17 protein-coding genes are annotated in these 17,871 nt (G+C 37.0%); 4 read left to right on the top strand and 13 right to left on the bottom strand.

Annotation, left to right across the window (positions count from 1 at the left end; all coding sequences use genetic code 11):
• Positions 1-12 precede the first annotated feature (12 nt).
• Positions 13-723 carry a DsbA family oxidoreductase gene (locus tag FHY47_RS02250; protein WP_066100201.1) on the top strand — a complete coding sequence of 237 codons (711 nt, stop codon included), beginning with the start codon at positions 13-15 and terminating at the stop codon, positions 721-723.
• Positions 724-853: 130 nt separating this feature from the next.
• Here FHY47_RS02250 and FHY47_RS02245 read toward each other — a convergent pair whose 3' ends face one another.
• From FHY47_RS02245 to FHY47_RS19395, 6 genes are all read right to left on the bottom strand, one after another.
• Positions 854-1,501, bottom strand: a complete 648-nt coding sequence (locus tag FHY47_RS02245) for an EAL domain-containing protein (protein ID WP_187393413.1) — start codon at positions 1,499-1,501, stop codon at positions 854-856.
• A gap of 125 nt (positions 1,502-1,626) precedes the next feature.
• Positions 1,627-2,280, bottom strand: coding sequence for a response regulator (locus FHY47_RS02240; protein WP_066100207.1), 654 nt, complete (start codon positions 2,278-2,280; stop codon positions 1,627-1,629).
• 234 nt (positions 2,281-2,514) lie between these two features.
• Positions 2,515-2,898: a hypothetical protein gene (locus FHY47_RS02235; RefSeq protein ID WP_139891203.1), complete on the bottom strand. Its 384-nt coding sequence runs from the start codon at positions 2,896-2,898 to the stop codon at positions 2,515-2,517.
• Between the two features lie 304 nt (positions 2,899-3,202).
• Positions 3,203-3,520 carry a hypothetical protein gene (locus FHY47_RS02230; protein ID WP_066100214.1) on the bottom strand — a complete coding sequence of 106 codons (318 nt, stop codon included), beginning with the start codon at positions 3,518-3,520 and terminating at the stop codon, positions 3,203-3,205.
• Positions 3,521-3,696: 176 nt separating this feature from the next.
• Positions 3,697-4,059 (bottom strand): hypothetical protein, encoded by a 363-nt coding sequence (locus FHY47_RS19400; protein WP_257468940.1) that lies wholly within the window; start codon positions 4,057-4,059, stop codon positions 3,697-3,699.
• Positions 4,060-4,103: 44 nt separating this feature from the next.
• Positions 4,104-4,274, bottom strand: coding sequence for a hypothetical protein (locus FHY47_RS19395; RefSeq protein WP_225983674.1), 171 nt, complete (start codon positions 4,272-4,274; stop codon positions 4,104-4,106).
• 485 nt (positions 4,275-4,759) lie between these two features.
• On the opposite strand from FHY47_RS19395, the gene FHY47_RS02220 reads away from it, so the two are divergent.
• On the top strand, positions 4,760-5,275 hold the full coding sequence (locus tag FHY47_RS02220; protein WP_180349931.1) for a LemA family protein: 516 nt from the start codon (positions 4,760-4,762) through the stop codon (positions 5,273-5,275).
• On the top strand, positions 5,275-6,036 hold the full coding sequence (locus FHY47_RS02215; RefSeq protein WP_066102243.1) for a TPM domain-containing protein: 762 nt from the start codon (positions 5,275-5,277) through the stop codon (positions 6,034-6,036). Before FHY47_RS02220 ends, FHY47_RS02215 begins: the two co-directional genes overlap by 1 nt.
• 162 nt (positions 6,037-6,198) lie before the next feature.
• Here FHY47_RS02215 and FHY47_RS02210 read toward each other — a convergent pair whose 3' ends face one another.
• The 3 genes from FHY47_RS02210 to FHY47_RS02200 are packed head-to-tail and all read right to left on the bottom strand — an operon-like array spanning position 6,199 to position 10,996.
• Complete coding sequence (locus tag FHY47_RS02210) at positions 6,199-8,007, bottom strand: ABC transporter substrate-binding protein (protein WP_395940458.1); 1,809 nt, start codon at positions 8,005-8,007, stop codon at positions 6,199-6,201.
• A gap of 47 nt (positions 8,008-8,054) precedes the next feature.
• Complete coding sequence (locus FHY47_RS02205) at positions 8,055-9,530, bottom strand: ABC transporter permease (protein ID WP_139063783.1); 1,476 nt, start codon at positions 9,528-9,530, stop codon at positions 8,055-8,057.
• A gap of 14 nt (positions 9,531-9,544) precedes the next feature.
• Positions 9,545-10,996: an ABC transporter permease gene (locus FHY47_RS02200; RefSeq protein ID WP_373925463.1), complete on the bottom strand. Its 1,452-nt coding sequence runs from the start codon at positions 10,994-10,996 to the stop codon at positions 9,545-9,547.
• A gap of 202 nt (positions 10,997-11,198) precedes the next feature.
• Here FHY47_RS02200 and FHY47_RS02195 point away from each other — a divergent pair, with 202 nt between their 5' ends.
• On the top strand, positions 11,199-12,923 hold the full coding sequence (locus tag FHY47_RS02195) for an ABC transporter ATP-binding protein (protein ID WP_148629588.1): 1,725 nt from the start codon (positions 11,199-11,201) through the stop codon (positions 12,921-12,923).
• 230 nt (positions 12,924-13,153) lie between these two features.
• On the opposite strand, the gene FHY47_RS02190 is transcribed toward FHY47_RS02195, so the two are convergent.
• From FHY47_RS02190 to miaB, 4 genes are all read right to left on the bottom strand, one after another.
• On the bottom strand, positions 13,154-14,143 hold the full coding sequence (locus FHY47_RS02190) for a Gfo/Idh/MocA family protein (protein WP_066100226.1): 990 nt from the start codon (positions 14,141-14,143) through the stop codon (positions 13,154-13,156).
• A gap of 73 nt (positions 14,144-14,216) precedes the next feature.
• Positions 14,217-15,428 (bottom strand): phospholipase D-like domain-containing protein, encoded by a 1,212-nt coding sequence (locus tag FHY47_RS02185; protein ID WP_187393412.1) that lies wholly within the window; start codon positions 15,426-15,428, stop codon positions 14,217-14,219.
• A gap of 139 nt (positions 15,429-15,567) precedes the next feature.
• Positions 15,568-15,999 (bottom strand): YlbF/YmcA family competence regulator, encoded by a 432-nt coding sequence (locus FHY47_RS02180; protein WP_066100229.1) that lies wholly within the window; start codon positions 15,997-15,999, stop codon positions 15,568-15,570.
• Positions 16,000-16,001: 2 nt separating this feature from the next.
• Positions 16,002-17,540, bottom strand: a complete 1,539-nt coding sequence (gene miaB, locus FHY47_RS02175; RefSeq protein WP_139891208.1) for a tRNA (N6-isopentenyl adenosine(37)-C2)-methylthiotransferase MiaB — start codon at positions 17,538-17,540, stop codon at positions 16,002-16,004.
• Positions 17,541-17,871: the final 331 nt, after the last annotated feature.

Genomic DNA, 17,871 nt, shown 5'->3' with positions numbered 1-17,871 from the left:
GAGGCTTGAAAAATGAGAGTTGATATATGGTTCGATTATGCTTGTCCTTTCTGTTATATAGGGAAACGGCGATTAGAAGCCGCCATAGCTGAATTCATATACAAAGATCAGATAGAAGTACATTTTCACAGCTATCAACTGCAGCCTGATGCTCCAAAGAAATCAAATTCAAATATTCATGAGCTTATTGCTGCTAAATATGGCACTACAGTTGACCATGCCAGAAAAATGAATGAACATATATCTGAACAGGCCCGCGAAGAAGGGATTATATTTCGCTTTGATTCAATGATTCCTACAAATACAACAGATGCTCACCGTCTTACCCACTATGCTAAGGAGTATGGGAAAAGCGAGGAGATGACTGAACGAATACTTAAAGCTTATTTTTCTGAATCACTGCATATAGGAGACCGCGCAACCCTTCTGAAACTTACAAATGAAATAGGACTTCCCGGACATGAAGTACTAGATGTACTTAACACGGAGCAATATAAACAACAAGTAAATGAGGATATACAAATAGCCGAACAAATAGGAGTTAAGGGAGTCCCTTTATTCGTATTCAATAATAAATATGCCATCTCCGGAGCCCAAAGCACTGAAACACTTAAAGAAGTGCTTCAGGATGTATGGGAAGAAGAATATGATATGGCATTAATGACCGCTTCAAACAAACAACATGTAAATGAATTTTGCACAGATGATGGATGCTTCGATTAAAATTGAATAAAACGCGAGAAGGCAATAGATCCTAATAGCCTTGCTCGCGTTTTTTATTTTTGGACAGATACTTTCCCTCAACTAAAAAGCCTCTTGTTCTATGCATAAGAACAAGGACCTAATTTACTAGTTAATTAGCGATTCTCCTAAGCTTTGTTTTTAGTTCATGTGCAGGCACAGGTTCTGAATATAAATAACCTTGGACTTCGTCACAGCGGATACTTTTTAGAAATGCCATCTGCTTATCCGTCTCCACACCTTCAGCGATTACTTTCAAATTTAGAGAATGTGACATCGAAATAATAGCAGAAATGATTTTACTATTACTTTCGAAATCATCAACAAAGCTTTTATCAATCTTTAAAGTGTCAACAGCCAATTGATTTAAATAACTAAATGAACTATATCCGGTTCCAAAATCGTCAATACTGACTTGTATCCCCATTTGACGGAGCTGTTGTAATAAATGATTATTTTCCTGTTTATCATGCATCATGATAGTTTCGATCACTTCAATACCAATTTCTTTCCCGGTTAACCCATATTCTTTTAATGCTTCTGCAAAAAATTCAACAAAGTCCTCCTGTGAAAAATGAATAACAGATATATTTATTGAAATAAGTTGAATATATATCCCTTCCCTTTTCCATACCTTAATTTGCTGGATAACTTGCCGGATAATTAACCTTTCAAGCGGTACAATAAGTTTGGCCTCTTCAGCTATCTTGATGAATACAGCCGGCGACATGAATCCATAGGTATAATAATGACTAAACAAAGATAGCTCACCTCTTTTCATTTCTAGCAGCCTAATCAATAATTTAGTGAGTATTAAAAAGAATCCCACTCTATTTATCGACCATTCTTGGGTGAAGTTCAATCGACTATTTCATTCCTATTTATTTAATTCACTAAAGAATATATATAAGCCATCAATTCTGAACGGTTATTTACTTTAAACTTTCTGTATAGCTGACTTACATAATTCTTAACTGTACCATTAGATAAGAATAAATAGTGGGCTATTTGTTCATTTGTATGCCCTTCTGACAATAGTTTAATAATGTCATGTTCCCGATCGTTCAGGTTAATTCCCTGTTTCTCCAGTTTAATTGGTATTGGCGATGATGGTTCATTTTGTAAATACATAATTAAATTCTTTTGAATAATAGAGGGCAGTACGATATGCCCATTCACGCATTGCCTAATTGAATAAAGAAGATGCTTCGTTTCCACATTTTTTAAAATATACCCGGTTGTTCCCTTTTTGATACTATCGATGATTTCATCTTCATTTGTATCCGCTGCAAGCATGATTACTTGACTGGAAGGATAGGCATTTTTAATGATTGCTAAGGCTTCATTCCCTCCATTTGGAGGAAGATTGCTATCAAGGAGTATTACATCTGGTTTTTGCTCAGACATCATTTTTATAAGACTATCAGTATCTCCAGCACAACCTGTCATTTCAAAGTCATGTTCATCCTTCAAAATCATAAATAATCCATCACGAATAATGGCCTGACTCTCTCCTATAAGAATATTTATTTTACTCATACATTCCACGTCACTTCTTACCCTTCGTTACTGGATTATTGAAAAGTTTTATACACTTTACCTATTTGTAATTTTTGGTAAAACAAGTCTATAGTCCTAGTATAATAACAAGTTTTGTCGAAGTATATACTTTTTTCCTAAGTATTCCTAGTATTGTAAAATAAACTAAGAGCCTCATTCCCTAAAAAGGAAATGAGGCTCTTATAAAGATCAGAAAAATAATATGATTAGTTATTAATAGATGGATTTACGCTGTGGTATGTATCTATGAAGTATATGGATTCCTCCAAAGTTTCTTTTTTTAGATGATCTCATATACTCAGCATATAAAGTTTGGGCACGTTCTGAATAATATTCCCGATAATCTTCATGCAATTCCGCATTAATATAATTCATAATTTTTATGTACTGTCTCTTTATCCTTTTTGCATCTTTAGATAATTGAATCATCTTCTCAAATTCCATCAGATAACCTTGAACCAAAAGTACATTCCCGGCTACATTTAATAAAACATCAAGTTTTTGATCCGGATTATCCATATAGGGTACCTGTGTACTTATCCTGCTTCTATTTTTATGTAAACTCTTTTCGTGTGAATGAATCAACAAATCTTTCATCCTCCCTGCTTTAGAGTTTTTCCAATTCCATAATACCAAATATTCTGACTAATTTATATTTTTAGTATAAGTCGTTACCTACGGATATGAAAAGATGCCCAAAGTCATTTTAATATTTAAGGAAGATAAGCCCTTTTACTTATTTATCTAACTAATAATCATGAAATTTTTATCCTTCTAGAAGAATATCTGTGAGCAGCTGTATTATTACATTGCTATAAATTTAATTCATTATTGCACGTGCTATAATATATTTTTGTTATTTATTATCCAGTCGGTGCTTATCATATCTATTTATATCCAATTATTCAGCTGATTTATCCAATTGTTTCTTAATTTGCTTAAGCATCTCTTTAAATACCTTTACATCGTTTTTCGGAATATCCTCTTCCCCATAACGAGATCTTTCATATATTTCGCTTAATTGACGATTCAGCTCATCATTATTTAAATGAATCCGGTTCAGCCAATCACGGAATAATTCTCCAAACTTTCTTTTATGTATACCCTTCATATCCCTTTCAAATTTATAAACTAGCATTCTGATCGGTATATTTGAAGGAGGATTATGCTGAGCTCTATTGTCTTTATTTCGTTTTATTTGTCCCAGCCTCTTTAACATTAACTATTTATCTACCTTACGTTGTGATTATATGTTTGTTTTTGTTTGTTTACCGGGATACATGATGCAATAAAGATGATAACAGCCAACCCATATGCCATGTAGGCAATGCCCTCTGAAGTCTCCTGATTACGAATTCCAATCGCATTGTATGCCCAAACAAAGACAAAGGGATATCAATAATTCGATTCCTTAAATTTAAAGATAATCGCCAGTCCTGTACCAACCACAAGCATAATAGCTGTCCATATCTCACCGGATAAACCAAAGCCGTCCCACCCATATTCTTTCAATACATAAGCTACATTAACAATTGTCGCAACACTAATCCATCCAAGATTGATTGAAAATGGTGCGATGTCTAATAAGCCAGGATTGCTATTTTTCATTCGCCTATACAAGATGATCAAACTGATTAAATAGGTAAACATAACAGCAAGACTAGCTATGAAATATTCATAATGCCAGGTCAGGATCCACGTACAGTTCAATAGCCCGCTTAACATAAATATAATGCTAGTATTTGTATAAACAGGCAATCCTCGACGCTCCCTTGGATACTGTCGAATAATCCATATACCTATTAAAATATTAAAGACCAGATAGAAAATGCGTAACCTGCACGTGTGATTAATACATCAATTCGATTTGATATTTCTCCTGTCGTCTGACCGTTGATTGGCAGCAAGTTAGCCAAAGCATTAATAACCACAATTAAGATAAAGACAAGAGTATTTAACTCCCGTCTAATCATAAACAACCCCTTCCAAGAATAAGATAGTCAATATATTCCTCAATTCACAACCCTTTAACCATTTAATACAATAGCCAGGTTATCACCTAGAACTTGGAGAATAGTTCAACAAAACTCTTCCTATACTGTTTAGATAATAAATGGCCGACAGTACTCTGTCGCATTTTATTCAATTGGCTTCAACTTGCTTGCAAATTATTATCTGATTTAGACTGACCTCTCTTTAACATTTCTCTTTACTATACTAACCTGACAATTTGGCAAGAATATTAATTAAAACATTCTTTTTATTAGGTAAACCCCATTATAATTAGGAAATGAAGCCTTTCAACTAAGATTGCTTTTTTATATTTAGGGGTATGATGATTAATGAAACTTTTTCACCCATCAAACGTTATATAGTGTAAGAAAGGAGTGCAAAAATATTGAAAAGAGGATCAATCATATTACTTGCTGGGGTTGTGGTTATTGGCATTATAATCGCTATGTTTGCTTCGAGTTATAATGGCTTTGTGAACGCAGAAGAGAATGTCGATAAAGCTTATTCCCAGATCGACAACCAATTACAAAGAAGGATGGACTTAATTCCTAATTTAGTTAATACCGTTAAAGGGTATGCCGAGCATGAAGAAGCCGTTATAAATGATGTCTCAACTGCTCGTGCAAATCTTGCCGGTGCTAATACACCGCAGGAACAAGCAACGGCCAATGATGAACTTACAGGTGCATTAAATCGACTATTAGTTGTTGTTGAAAACTATCCTGATCTGAAGGCCAATCAAAGTTTCCAGCAATTAATGGATGAACTGGCCGGTACTGAAAATCGGATTGCTGTAGCAAGACAGGATTATAATACGGAAGTATCCACTTATAATAAAAAAGTGAAGCAATTTCCCGGTGCCTTGATTGCCGGATTATTTAATTTTGATAGCAAGGAATATTTTAAAGCTGCTGATGGCGCAGAGCAGGCACCGACAGTAGATTTTAATGGAACTGAATGATGTTTAAAAGAATTCTCCACTCAATGGCGACTTTCTTATTCTTATTGGTCAGCTTGATTGGAAGTCCAGTGTCCGCAGCTGTTCCCAAACCACAAGGGGATATTTACGTTCAGGATTTCGCCAATCTATTAGATGACAGTGAGAAACAACAGTTGATTCAGTTAGGTCGTACATTGGAAGATCAAACAAAAGCCCAAATTGCTGTGTTAACCGTAAATACTTTAGATAATCAAACACCTGAAGAATACGCACTGGATGCCTTCCGTACATATGAGCTAGGTGATAAGGAACTTAATAATGGTGTCCTTTTATTAATAGCGAATAAGGATAGAAAAGCCCGTATTGAAGTTGGATACGGTCTTGAAGGGGCATTGCCTGATGGAAAGGTTGGCAGAATATTGGACACGTATACTATTCCATATATGCAATCTAACCAACCTAACGAGGCTGTCATCAATACGTATAAGGAATTATTTAATGTCGTCTCTCAGGAATATCAACTAAATGAATCAACCGATTCGAAAGCTTATGTCTCCGAAGTAAATAATGAAGGCGGTATGGCGACCTGGAAAAAACTATTAATAGGAGCTGCACTTGTTACATTTATCATTATTGATATGACTTTCTTTGGTGGTACATTTACTTATATGCTTCTTCACATTCTGTCTGCATTTTCAAGGAACGGCGGAGGTCGTGGAGGTGGAAATCGCGGCGGCGGTGGCGGTTCATCTGGCGGCGGCGGGGCTTCGAGAGGCTGGTAAATTATAAATACCTATAACTAATCAATACCATAATTGAACCCGGCGATAGAAAATCAGTTGTTTTCCTTTCCCAGTTTCGTATTTTGTATATACAGAATATATTCTTAATCAGTCATACTGAACAAAAAAGAATCCTTTTCGGGATTCTTTTTTTGTTTCTATTTACTTTTCAGAGCGATAGGCTTCTAAAGCTTTTTTGACTTTTCCAGCATCAGGGGATAATTCGTTACCTGTATCAACAAGTGGGCTGACGGTTGAAATAGCCTTTGCTTTATCGCCTTTATAGAATTGAATGAACTCATCCTGATTAATGGAATAAAGAACTGCCTTTCTTAAGTTCTCACTTTGTGCAACATCACGATTTTTCGTGTTAAATAACAAGTAAGAAACGGCATTACTCTGGATGCTTTGTAGTTTCATCTTGCTGTCTTCCTTAAGAATATCAAACTTTGTTTCTGGTACACCGGATAGCATGTCGATTTCACTGCTTCGTAGTGCACTAAATGCGCTATCAGGGTCTTTGATAAATCGTACGGAAACTCTATTAATATATGGTTCGTATTCTCCCCCTTCCATATAAGCAGGGTTCTTTTGGAATACAGCTTCATAGTCATTTTTGTACAGCATTATATAAGGTCCGCTTGTATATAACGTGTTATTATATTGGCTGCCCTCGGTTACCGTACTTTGATCTCCATAAGGGATATCTTTCTTGACATCGAAAGAAGCTACATCATAAGTATTGATGCTTTCAACTTGTTTTTTCGAAACAATTCCTGCAGATTGGTGGGCCAGATAATTCAACACCTGTGGGAATGGCTCAGTTGTTGTCATTTTTACGACTTGATACTTCCCATTTTTTTGATCGGCATCCTCTTTTGCTTTGACTAGTCCCGTTATTTCACTTTCCAGATCTTTATTAAGAGCGTCCTTTACGGTGCCTTTCTCATTGGAAAGCTTCACTGATTCAAGGCTCGCCACGTCCTCAACGATTTCTACTTTCTTGATATGCTCATGCAAGCTGTATGTTCTGTGGTCCGGTACGGAATCTTTGTCTTTCGCACGATTCAAGGAAAATATGACATCTTCTGCTCCGACTCTTTCACCTGAGTCAACTGCCTTTTTATTTTCTACTTTAGCAAACCGAATGTCATTTCTGAGTACAAAATAATATTCCGTATTTCCTTCAGCAATGGCATGATTCAACGATAAGGATGCATCCGAGGTGATTTTATCATCGTCAGTCAAATTCACCAAACGTATATACATATTCGTATTCAATTGGTTGATGGAACCATCATTCCCTTTGATTGGATCAAGAGAAGTTAGCGTAGACATCGACTGTGTCAATTTCAAAGGTTCCTTATCACGCTTTGTAGTATCGGCAAAATCAATTGAATCCCACGCCAAGGCCCGCGACTTCGACAAACGTACGGATTTTTCCTTTAATATATCTGTATTAACCGCTTGATTTTTGTTGGATATATACAAAGGAGCAATATAAGCCTTTTCAAATACAAGGTGGTCTTCTAACTCTTTGTAGGTTCCTTTATATTCTTCTGGAGTTTGAGTAGATGCTTTATTAATCAATTTATCCAATTTAGGATCTGATATAATGCTATAATCCCCTCCTGTTATAAACAACGATCGCACCGCATAATCCGGATTACCCGTAACTGTGGTCCAACTCGACATAGACACATCGAAATTGCCTGCATCTTCCTGTGCTTTAAAGCTTCCGAAATCCGGTTGAAGATTCAATTTGACTTCAAATCCATTTTTCGTAAGTTGATCACGAAGAATATTTACATCTGACTCGTTGGCACTCGTACTCAATATTTCAATCTCAAAAGCTTCCTTTTTTTCACCATCATTAACTTTATTACTTACATCATCTTTTGTTTGGACTGTGCATGCGCTAAGAACCAATAAGAATACAAGCAATAACGGCATAAATCCTTTTATCTTCAAAATAACTCCCCCAAATGATTCATATTTGATAAAGCTTCTTTTCATAATCAGGATGATCGATCAAGCTTAGGATCAAGTGCATCCCTCAGACCATCCCCAAGAAAATTGAATGACAACACAAGCAAAACGATTGCTACTCCAGGAAAAATAGCAAGATAAGGATTAGATTCCAAGTAGGCGCTTCCAATTCGCAAAATATTTCCCCATTCTGGTATATGTGGTTCAACCCCAAGTCCAAGATAACTTAAGCTGCTTGTCGATATGACAGCTGCACCTATTGTTAAAGTGGATTTCACGATCATAGGAGCCATGGAGTTAGGGATGATATGTTTGAAAATGATGGCACGATCCTTTACTCCAAGAGCCCTCGAAGCCTCTACAAATTCATAATTAGAAACCTGGAGCACATTAGCGCGCATCGTCCTGGCATATGTAGGAATAGCCCCTACGCTTAAGGCGATAATCAAATTAACAGTATTAGCTCCAAAGGCAGCAATGATTGTAATCGCCAGCAAAATACCTGGGATAGCATATAAAATATCTAAAAGCCGCATGATGATATTATCAGTATGTCTGCCATAATAGCCTGAGATGGCACCTAGGAATCCTCCGATCAATACAGGAATAAGGGTAGCCAGGAAACCAACAATGAGTGATATTCTAGCACCGAATACAAGCCTGGAAAAAACGTCCCTGCCGAAATTATCCGTACCGAATGGATAAACGAGACTCGGAGATTGCAAGATTGCTCCGTAATTATTTTCGATTGCAAGACTCATTTCAAAAGTAAACATACTGCACACTGAAATCATGAACAGAAAGATGATAAAAAACAAACTCAGCATCGCTGCAAAATGCTTTGATAACCTTTCCCATATTGATTCCCACTCAGTCTTAACACCATACTGCAGATTTCTAGCCCTTAGTAGGATCGTTATTCCAAACACTAGAGAAAACAGATTTCCGGTAAGGGTGCTCAACAGAAAGAAAATAGCGACAACGATGGATGCCTTCTTATGCAGTCTCCCTTTCAGGAGCAACAAAACACCTAACAGATGGAACAATGTTATCGCAATCAAGGTAGCCATTCCTGTCATAAAACTGTTTGACACATACGGTTTAAACAAATTAAGGGCAGAAACACCTATTACAAAGCAATCAACCAATAGCATATAAATTCCAAGAGAGTAATAGAGATTTTTCTTCTTTTTAATCAAGATCAACGCAGCTGCTGTCAAAAAGACATTCCCGCTGAATAGACTTGCCAGTTGAATAATCCCCAGCCTCCTGGTAATAATCGAAATATCTCCTTTTTCCAGTAAGTCTATTTTCATTCTCCTCAGCAAAATGCCCTGTATGGCAGTAAAGCAGGTATAAATCCCAAACATCCATAAGAAAAATCCTCTACTTTCCATACTTTTGAAATCATAGACATTTAGCAGAAAAATGATTGTAAGTATCAAAGAAATACCTAAAGCGAACTTCGCCTGTCTATATTCCTGTGAAGCTTTTAAACTATTCATTTCATACACCTGCTTTAGTATTGTTTCATCTTATGCCGAATCCGCGGATCAAAGAATGCATACAAGATATCGATGAACATATTAACAATAGAAATGATAATGGCTGTATAGATGACAGCGCCCATTACTGCCGGCACATCCGGTATAAATTGTTTATCGACAATATAACTGCCCAGACCGCTGATATTAAACACTTTTTCTGTGACTGCTGCCCCTCCGAGCATTCCTCCAAATTGTAGTCCTATCACCGTAATAATTGGGATAAGAGCATTTGGTACTGCATGTCTCATGACAACTCTTTTTCCACTTAAACCTTTTGCCCTTGCCGTCAACATATAATCTTCATGTATGACTTCAAGTGTCGATGACCTGGTCATTCTGGCAACTGCAGCTGTCAGTCCTGTTCCAAGTACCACGACAGGCATGATTAGCGAAAGCCAATTGTTAGCACGATACGTTGCAGGTAGCCATTCTAAATGAACCGAGAAGCCCAATATGAAGATCAGCCCTTGCCAGAAACTCGGAATTGATAGTCCAAGCAAGGCAATTAACATAAAAGAATGATCAAAGATTGTATTCCTTCTGATAGCCGAAATGATTCCGGTTGGTAATGCGACCAGTACTGCGAGCAATAAAGAAAAGACGGCGATCGTCAATGTAATTGGAAACTTACGCATAATGGAAGATATCACGTCTTCATTTCCAGCAAAAGAACTACCTAGATCAAAAGTGAAGATTCCGATTATGGTGTCTCGTAATTGAATAAAGTAGGGCTGATCCAATCCATGCAAAGTATTGAATGCGGCAATCTGCTCCTTCGTTGCCGTTTCTCCCAATATGTTAGCAGCAGGATTGAACGGTGAAATATACAAAATCGTAAAGACAAGTATACTTACACCCAAAACAACGAAAATAGTCATGATTAAACGTTCCATCACGTATTTTACATAAGGGTAACTAAAGATAAACATCAATATGTACATAAAAAAACCAGCAATGAAGGAAATGAAGAAGAACCACCTTTCGCGGAGCAATACAGAAAATACATCCTCGAACTGCATCTTCCCTTTCCACGGTTCACTATCATCGCGAGTCGAAGAGACCATTAACTCTGATATATAGACATTTAATCGATGCTCGGCAAGTTGGGTTGCTTTTTGCTCAATCTCCTTATCGTCTACTTTCTTGTCAAAGAAATCCCGCTTTTTTCTAAGCTGATCCTGATAGTCCTTCTTAAAAGCAGTGAAATGGCCAGAATCGATAAGGGATTGCTTTAGCTCTGCTTCTGCAGCTGTATAACTACCTTTGTTTCTTTTGAAAAGATAATAAAACATAACAATTAAAAAGAGCGGAGCCCCCAAAATCAGGAGGAAACTTTTATATGCAGAGTTAGCCATCATTTTCCTAAAAATTTGATCTATCCTCTGTACAAAAGAATGGTTCCCCTTCCACTCCTGCTCATTAATCAATAATATCCCCTCCTTTTTTCCTTCAGCGTTTAGCCGAATACATATAATCATTCGTATAAACAAAAGATTTAAGAATAATTGCACTTTTCCGAGTGGTATAGTATATTTTATTTTAGCAATTGGTAAAAGTCAACAGTACGAGGAAATATATCCATTAGCCTTTTTTGGACCAATATGATGATTTGGCAGGTGTCTTTTGATGAATTCATTATTGCAAGTGCAACACCTATCGGTATCTTTTGAACAAGAAGAACAGGAATTTCAAGCTGTACAAAATATCAGCTTTTCACTTAATAAAGGAGAAACCTTAGGAATTGTCGGTGAATCAGGCAGTGGTAAAAGCGTCACTGCACGTTCAATCATGCAGCTGTTACCAGTGAGCGCCAGACGAAAGAACGGAACGGTTCTCTTTAACGGAAAAGATATTGGGAAATACTCAGAAAAAGAAATGGAGGTCATTCGTGGACGCGATATCGGAATGATATTCCAAGATCCAATGACATCTTTGAATCCGACCATGAAAATCGGAGATCAGATTGCAGAAGGATTAATAAAACACGAAAATCTATCCGATAAACAAGCCAAAAACCAAGCGCTCGATATGTTGGAATTGGTCGGTATTAAGGACAGCGAAATTCGCTATGAACAGTATCCTCATGAATTTTCTGGGGGAATGAGACAGCGGGTAATGATTGCAATAGCATTGGCATGCCGACCGTCTTTGCTAATAGCAGATGAACCTACAACTGCTCTTGACGTCACCATTCAGGCGCAAATCCTTAATCTAATGAAGAAGATGCAAGAAAAGTTCGGAACTTCAATCATTTTAATCACGCATGACTTTGGTGTAGTAGCTGGAATGTGCGACCGAGTAGCCGTCATGCAAAACGGGGAAATTGTAGAGACTGGTTCGACAGAGAAAATCTTTACCTCACCCACTCACCCTTATACAAAGAAGTTACTTCATGCACTTCCGAAACTAAATGAAAAGAAGAAATTGAAACCGGTACCTAATATAATCAGAAATACTGAAGATGTCCCGTTGCTGGAAGTGCGCAATCTTAAGCAATACTTCGATATTGGCAAAGGCAATACAATAAAAGCAGTAGATGATATTTCTTTCAGTATTAAAGCTGGGGAAACATTAGGAATCGTCGGCGAATCAGGAAGCGGTAAATCCGCTACCGGACGCTCAATCCTTCAATTACATACCCCTACCGGAGGGGATATTCTTTTTAAAGGTATGGCGCTAAACGACTTTTCTCCTAATGAAATGCTCATCATGCGGCGTCATATGCAAATGATCTTTCAAGATCCTTATGCTTCTCTCAATCCAAGGATGCGGGTATTGGATATCATAGGTGAAGCACTGGATGTCCATCATCTCGCCACCAATAAATCAAATCGAAAGAAACGGGTTGAGACTTTGCTTGATATGGTTGGTTTGGATCCTGCATTCGCGATGAGATATCCGCATGAATTCTCTGGAGGGCAAAGACAACGAATCGGTATCGCCAGGGCATTAGCAGTCGACCCTGCCTTCATCGTGTGTGACGAGCCATTATCAGCCCTCGATGTCTCCATCCAAGCACAGATCGTTGAATTGATGGAAGATTTGCAACAACGGCTCGGTCTCACCTACCTGTTCATCGCTCATGATCTTTCCATGGTTAAACACATTAGCGATAGGGTAGCCGTCATGTATAAAGGAAAAATAGTAGAGTTGGCCGAAAGTGAAGAATTATATTCTAACCCTCAGCATGATTACACAAAATCGTTATTGGCCTCGATCCCTATCCCGGATCCAAAGATTGAAACACAAAAAAGAAAAAATGATGGATCAATTAAAACAGAGAAAAAAGAGTATAATGTTGAAAACACAAAACTAGTGGAAGTGTCTGCCGGACACTGGGTTGCCATTTAGCCTTAATCATTGGTTTGAAAACTTAAAGAGGCATCCAAGATCCTGAATGCCTCTTTCCACTTCTTTGTTTTTTACATAACCAGCTCTTCCACAACTGGATACACAAACTGGAAATTTTGCTCGTCTGGCAGTATATAGTAAGTATAATCAATGTTGATCTGTCTAAACTCTTCTTTCATATACTCACAGAAAAAACTTATGTTTCGCACTTAACAGACCTCAATTAAAAGTTACAACTTAACAATACTTTGATCTTTGATTGATTTATAACAAGCTTCAATTATTTTCATATTTTGCACGGTATCCAATGGCGTATATGCTGGGGTTTGATCGTTAAGTATACATTCTGCAAAATGATCCACTTGCATCATATATTGATCACACATAATCACTTCTTTTCGGGTCTCCCCTCCGCTTTTAACCAATAATTCCCCTTGATGTCCAACAAGATCTGGACGATAAGCATTTCTGCATATAATCTCTCCTAGAGTGCCAACCACGCGGTATTCATTTCGATTAGTCATTTCAAAACTGCAATCAAACATCGCTCGCACACCATTATCCATCGTCATATGCGCTGTGGTAGTTAAGTCTACATCATAAGGATTATTCAGATCTGCAAAGCCCATTATTTCTATTGGTTCAGCTCCTAAAATATGCCTGATAGCATGGATATTATAACAGCCAACGTCATATAGGGCCCCTCCCCCTTTTTCCGAAGATAAACGAATATTATCCTCATCATCACTTAATAAAAACGAATGACTGGCATACATATACTTTACCTCGCCTATTTCTCCCGTTTTAATAATATCTTTTACACGTTTATGTTGGGCATGAAATTGGTACATGAACGCTTCCATCATTTTCACACCATAACGCTCACACGCATTCATCATTTCAATTGTTTCTGCCTCTGTCAAAGCAGCTGGCTTCTCAACCAACACATGTTTACCAGCTTTTGCTGCTTCCATTGTCCATTTTGCATGCAAATGATTTGGTAATGGAATATAAACAGCTTGTATTTCAGGATCCGCTAATAATTCTTCGTATGAATCATATGTCCTCGGAATCTCCAAGCTTGCAGCCACATCTTTAGCCTTTTGACTTTGGCTGGCAATCGCTGTTGCCTCTCCATGGACAGAACGTTTAATGGCGGGAATCACTTGAGTTTGCCCAATATCTGCCGTACTTAAAATACCCCATTTTATTTTTGGCATTCTTATTTCTCCTTTCCAAAGTCCTAAAAAAAACGGATCATTACAATGATCCGTTTCTTAGAAGTTACTTCTATTATAGATAATAATGTACATATTTGGCAATTTTCATCAGTATTTTATCTTTCATTTTAAGGTTATCAAAATAATCTAATTTAATTTCCTTTGAATCCCCGAGATCTACATCTAATTGTTTTTGAACCGTTTGACTAAATGGTGATGATTTCATAAATAAAGTCATTTCATCATTCAACCTAAATGAACGTGAATCGATGTTGACTGTTCCAGTCATTAATCTTTCATAATCTACTAGGACAACCTTCCCATGGAAAATTCCTTTATCATATTGGTATACCTTCATTCCGTTTTCGAGTGCTTCTCTGACAAAAGGATACGCAGCCTGGGTTAACATTAATCCATCTGAATGTTTGGGCCACATGATGATAACCTCCACATCACGTTTTCTTGCCCGTTTTAAAGCATCCATAAAATCACGATTATCTGGAATAAAATAGGGGGTCGCAATTATAATTTGTTTTTTTGCCGCATCGAATTCTTGAATAAAATCCTCAACCAAGCCAAATCCACTTGAATATACCTTCAAATAATGATTGGTTTCTCCTTTTTCCAAGTCAACCTTATGTATAGGTGGAGAGTTACCTGTATTTACCTTCCAATCCTCGCAAAATTGTTGTTCAAAGTCCTGAACACCCTCACCTGTCATACGGATCTGATAATCATGCCATGTATTCTTTGTATATTTTTGTGCTACATTAAGTCCGCCTGTGTATCCGATTTTCCCATCTATCACAGCTATTCGACGATGATTTCTATGCTGGATGGAGTACCAAATATGAGGAAAATGAGGATCATTGCTATAGGTTATATGCACCCCTGCTTTTCTCAGTTCATCAAACCAATCATTCTTACCCTTTAAAGAGCCTGCTCGGTCTACCGAATAATAAACTTCGACTCCTTGATTCGCCTTTTTCTTCAATAAATCGAAAAATTTTTCGCTTGCTTCACCGCTACCAATTGAAAAATAATGAATATACACATATTCCTTAGCCTCTAAAATATCTTTTGAAAACTGAGGATAAAAAGTTTTCCAATCCGTGTACAATCCAAAATTACTGTTACGAATTGGATAGGTATGAGGTTGGCTACCTGCTTCCGCCGCTTCTCTTCCCGCTTTAATATCATAATTCACCCATACTAAAAGCAAGCCTATAAAGGTACTAAACAGTAAAAGACCGTTAATGAAATATATAATTATTTTTTTCAGCATCCTGACTGTCCTTTGAATGGAAGACAAATTACATCTTCCTTTTTGCTTAGTATGTGTAAATGAATCCATATTATTAAATAAGTAAAAAAGCCACACATCACACCTTTTTAATAAAGGAGTAATGTATGGCTTTCTAAAATTAGCAGCTATGGCTGTGAGAATTATTTTTTACTTTTGAGCCAGTTTCCCCACGTAACAAATCACCATTAGTTGCTTTAATGATTTCATCTGTCACTGTATTTGAGATGACATTAGCTACCATCTGCAGAAGATCATTAACTTCCATCTGCGATTGTTTGAATTCCTGGACAATCGGAATTTCATCCAATTCACGTTCTACCTTCGCTAATTTTTCCTCTGTCTTTTTAAAGGCTTCTGTCTTTCCATAATGTTGGAAGTTGACCGATTGCTTTTGTAACCCCTTGATTACTGACATTAACTCAGCTACATTTTTATTTTCATTGATTTGTGCTTCCGCTCGTTTAAAGAAATCAACTTCATTAGTCGTTGAGATCATTTTAGCCAAGTCTTTTGCTTTGTCAATAATTTGTTCTTTCGTGTAGTTCCCCATTTTTAAACTCCCACCTCTACCTCATTTGTTTCTTCCACATACTCACCATCAAGTGACCATGTTTTAGCATTTGTAATTTTTACTTTTACAATTTTACCGATAACAGATTTTGGAGCTCTAAAGTTAACCAATTTATTTTTAGTTGTATAACCCGCCAGTACATCCGGATTATTTTTACTTTCCCCTTCAACTAAAACATCGAGAATTTGGCCTTTATATAATTGATTCTTTTTGTTGGCTGTTTCGTTTACCAGTGCATTCAAGCGTTGAAGACGCTCTTTTTTGACTTCCATCGGAACATTATCCTTCATTTTTGCGGCTGGTGTACCTTCACGCGGAGAATAAATAAATGTATAAGCCAAGTCATATCCAACTTCTTGATAAAGAGACATCGTTTCTTCAAACTGTTCGTCCGTTTCATTCGGATAGCCAACTATAATATCAGTTGTCAGTGTGACGTTAGGGATTGCTTCCTTGATTTTACGAACCAATTCCAAGTATTGTTCACGAGTGTATTTACGAGCCATGATTTTTAAGACATCATTATTACCGGATTGAACAGGCAAATGGATATGATCCATCATGTTTCCGCCCTTAGCCAGAACTTCAATCAAATGATCATCAAAATCACGAGGGTGACTTGTCGTGAAGCGCACACGCGGGATATCGATTTTACGAATTTCTTCCATTAAATCGCCTAGACGATAGTCGATATCTTCAAAGTCCTTACCGTATGCATTTACATTTTGCCCAAGCAATGTGATTTCCTGATATCCTTGAGCAGCCAGCTGACGAACCTCCTGAATGATATCTTCAGGTCTGCGGCTCCGTTCCTTTCCACGTGTAAATGGAACAATACAGTACGTACAGAACTTATCACAGCCATACATAATATTAACCCAAGCCTTGATGTTTCCTTTTCTTACTTTTGGAAGGTTCTCAATAATATCCCCTTCCTTGGACCAAACCTCAATAACCATTTCTTTGGACATATATGCTTCCATCAGTATTTCCGGTAAACGATGGATATTATGTGTTCCAAATATCATATCTACAAAGGCATGCTTTTGTAAAATTTTATTCACAACAGATTCTTCCTGTGACATACATCCACATACACCAAGCAATAAATCAGGCTTATTTTTTCTCAATGCTTTTAAATGGCCAAGTTCACCGAACACTTTATTTTCAGCATTTTCTCGAATGGCACATGTATTCAATAAAATTACATTGGCATCCTCCACGCTGTCAGTTGGTTCATATCCAAGAGCTAAAAAGATACCGGACATAACTTCAGTATCATGCTCATTCATTTGGCAACCGTACGTACGGATATAAAACTTGCGTCCTTCACCCATACCACGGAATTGTTCATTAATATTAAAATCCTTATGATAATTAATCGCTTCTTTTCCGCGTTTCTTAGCATCTTTTAAGGATGGTGGCATGTAAACCGTTTCAAAATACTTGCTATAATCTTTCTCTTGCTTTTTGTCATTTTTAACAGCGGTCGTTGTATCCAATCGTTGCTGCTCGTTCATATAAATCCCCTTCCATGTATCCACACTTATTGATTAAATCTATATATATTATTAAATAGACCAAACCACTCATAAACACAATTATAAAAGCACTAAACTCAAAAATAACAATTACAAACTGTATTGCAATCATTTTTAAAACTATCTTTGTCACATTCATTTAGTATAATGGTTTTGGGCAAATTTCTCAATATGAAGTGTAAAATAGCCTTTTTTGGGATAAACATGCAGATAAAAATACCTGTACAGGCATATATACAATTTTTTTTGGTTCTTCCTATTACTTAAGAGCATTTGTCTTTCTAAACAATCCCTAAATCAATCACATATG

Source organism: Bacillus sp. E214 (genome assembly GCF_008087365.1).
Classification (GTDB): domain Bacteria; phylum Bacillota; class Bacilli; order Bacillales; family Pradoshiaceae; genus Pradoshia.
The sequence above is the reverse complement of the archived record's forward strand: the minus strand, read 5'-3'. Positions and strand labels throughout refer to the sequence as shown.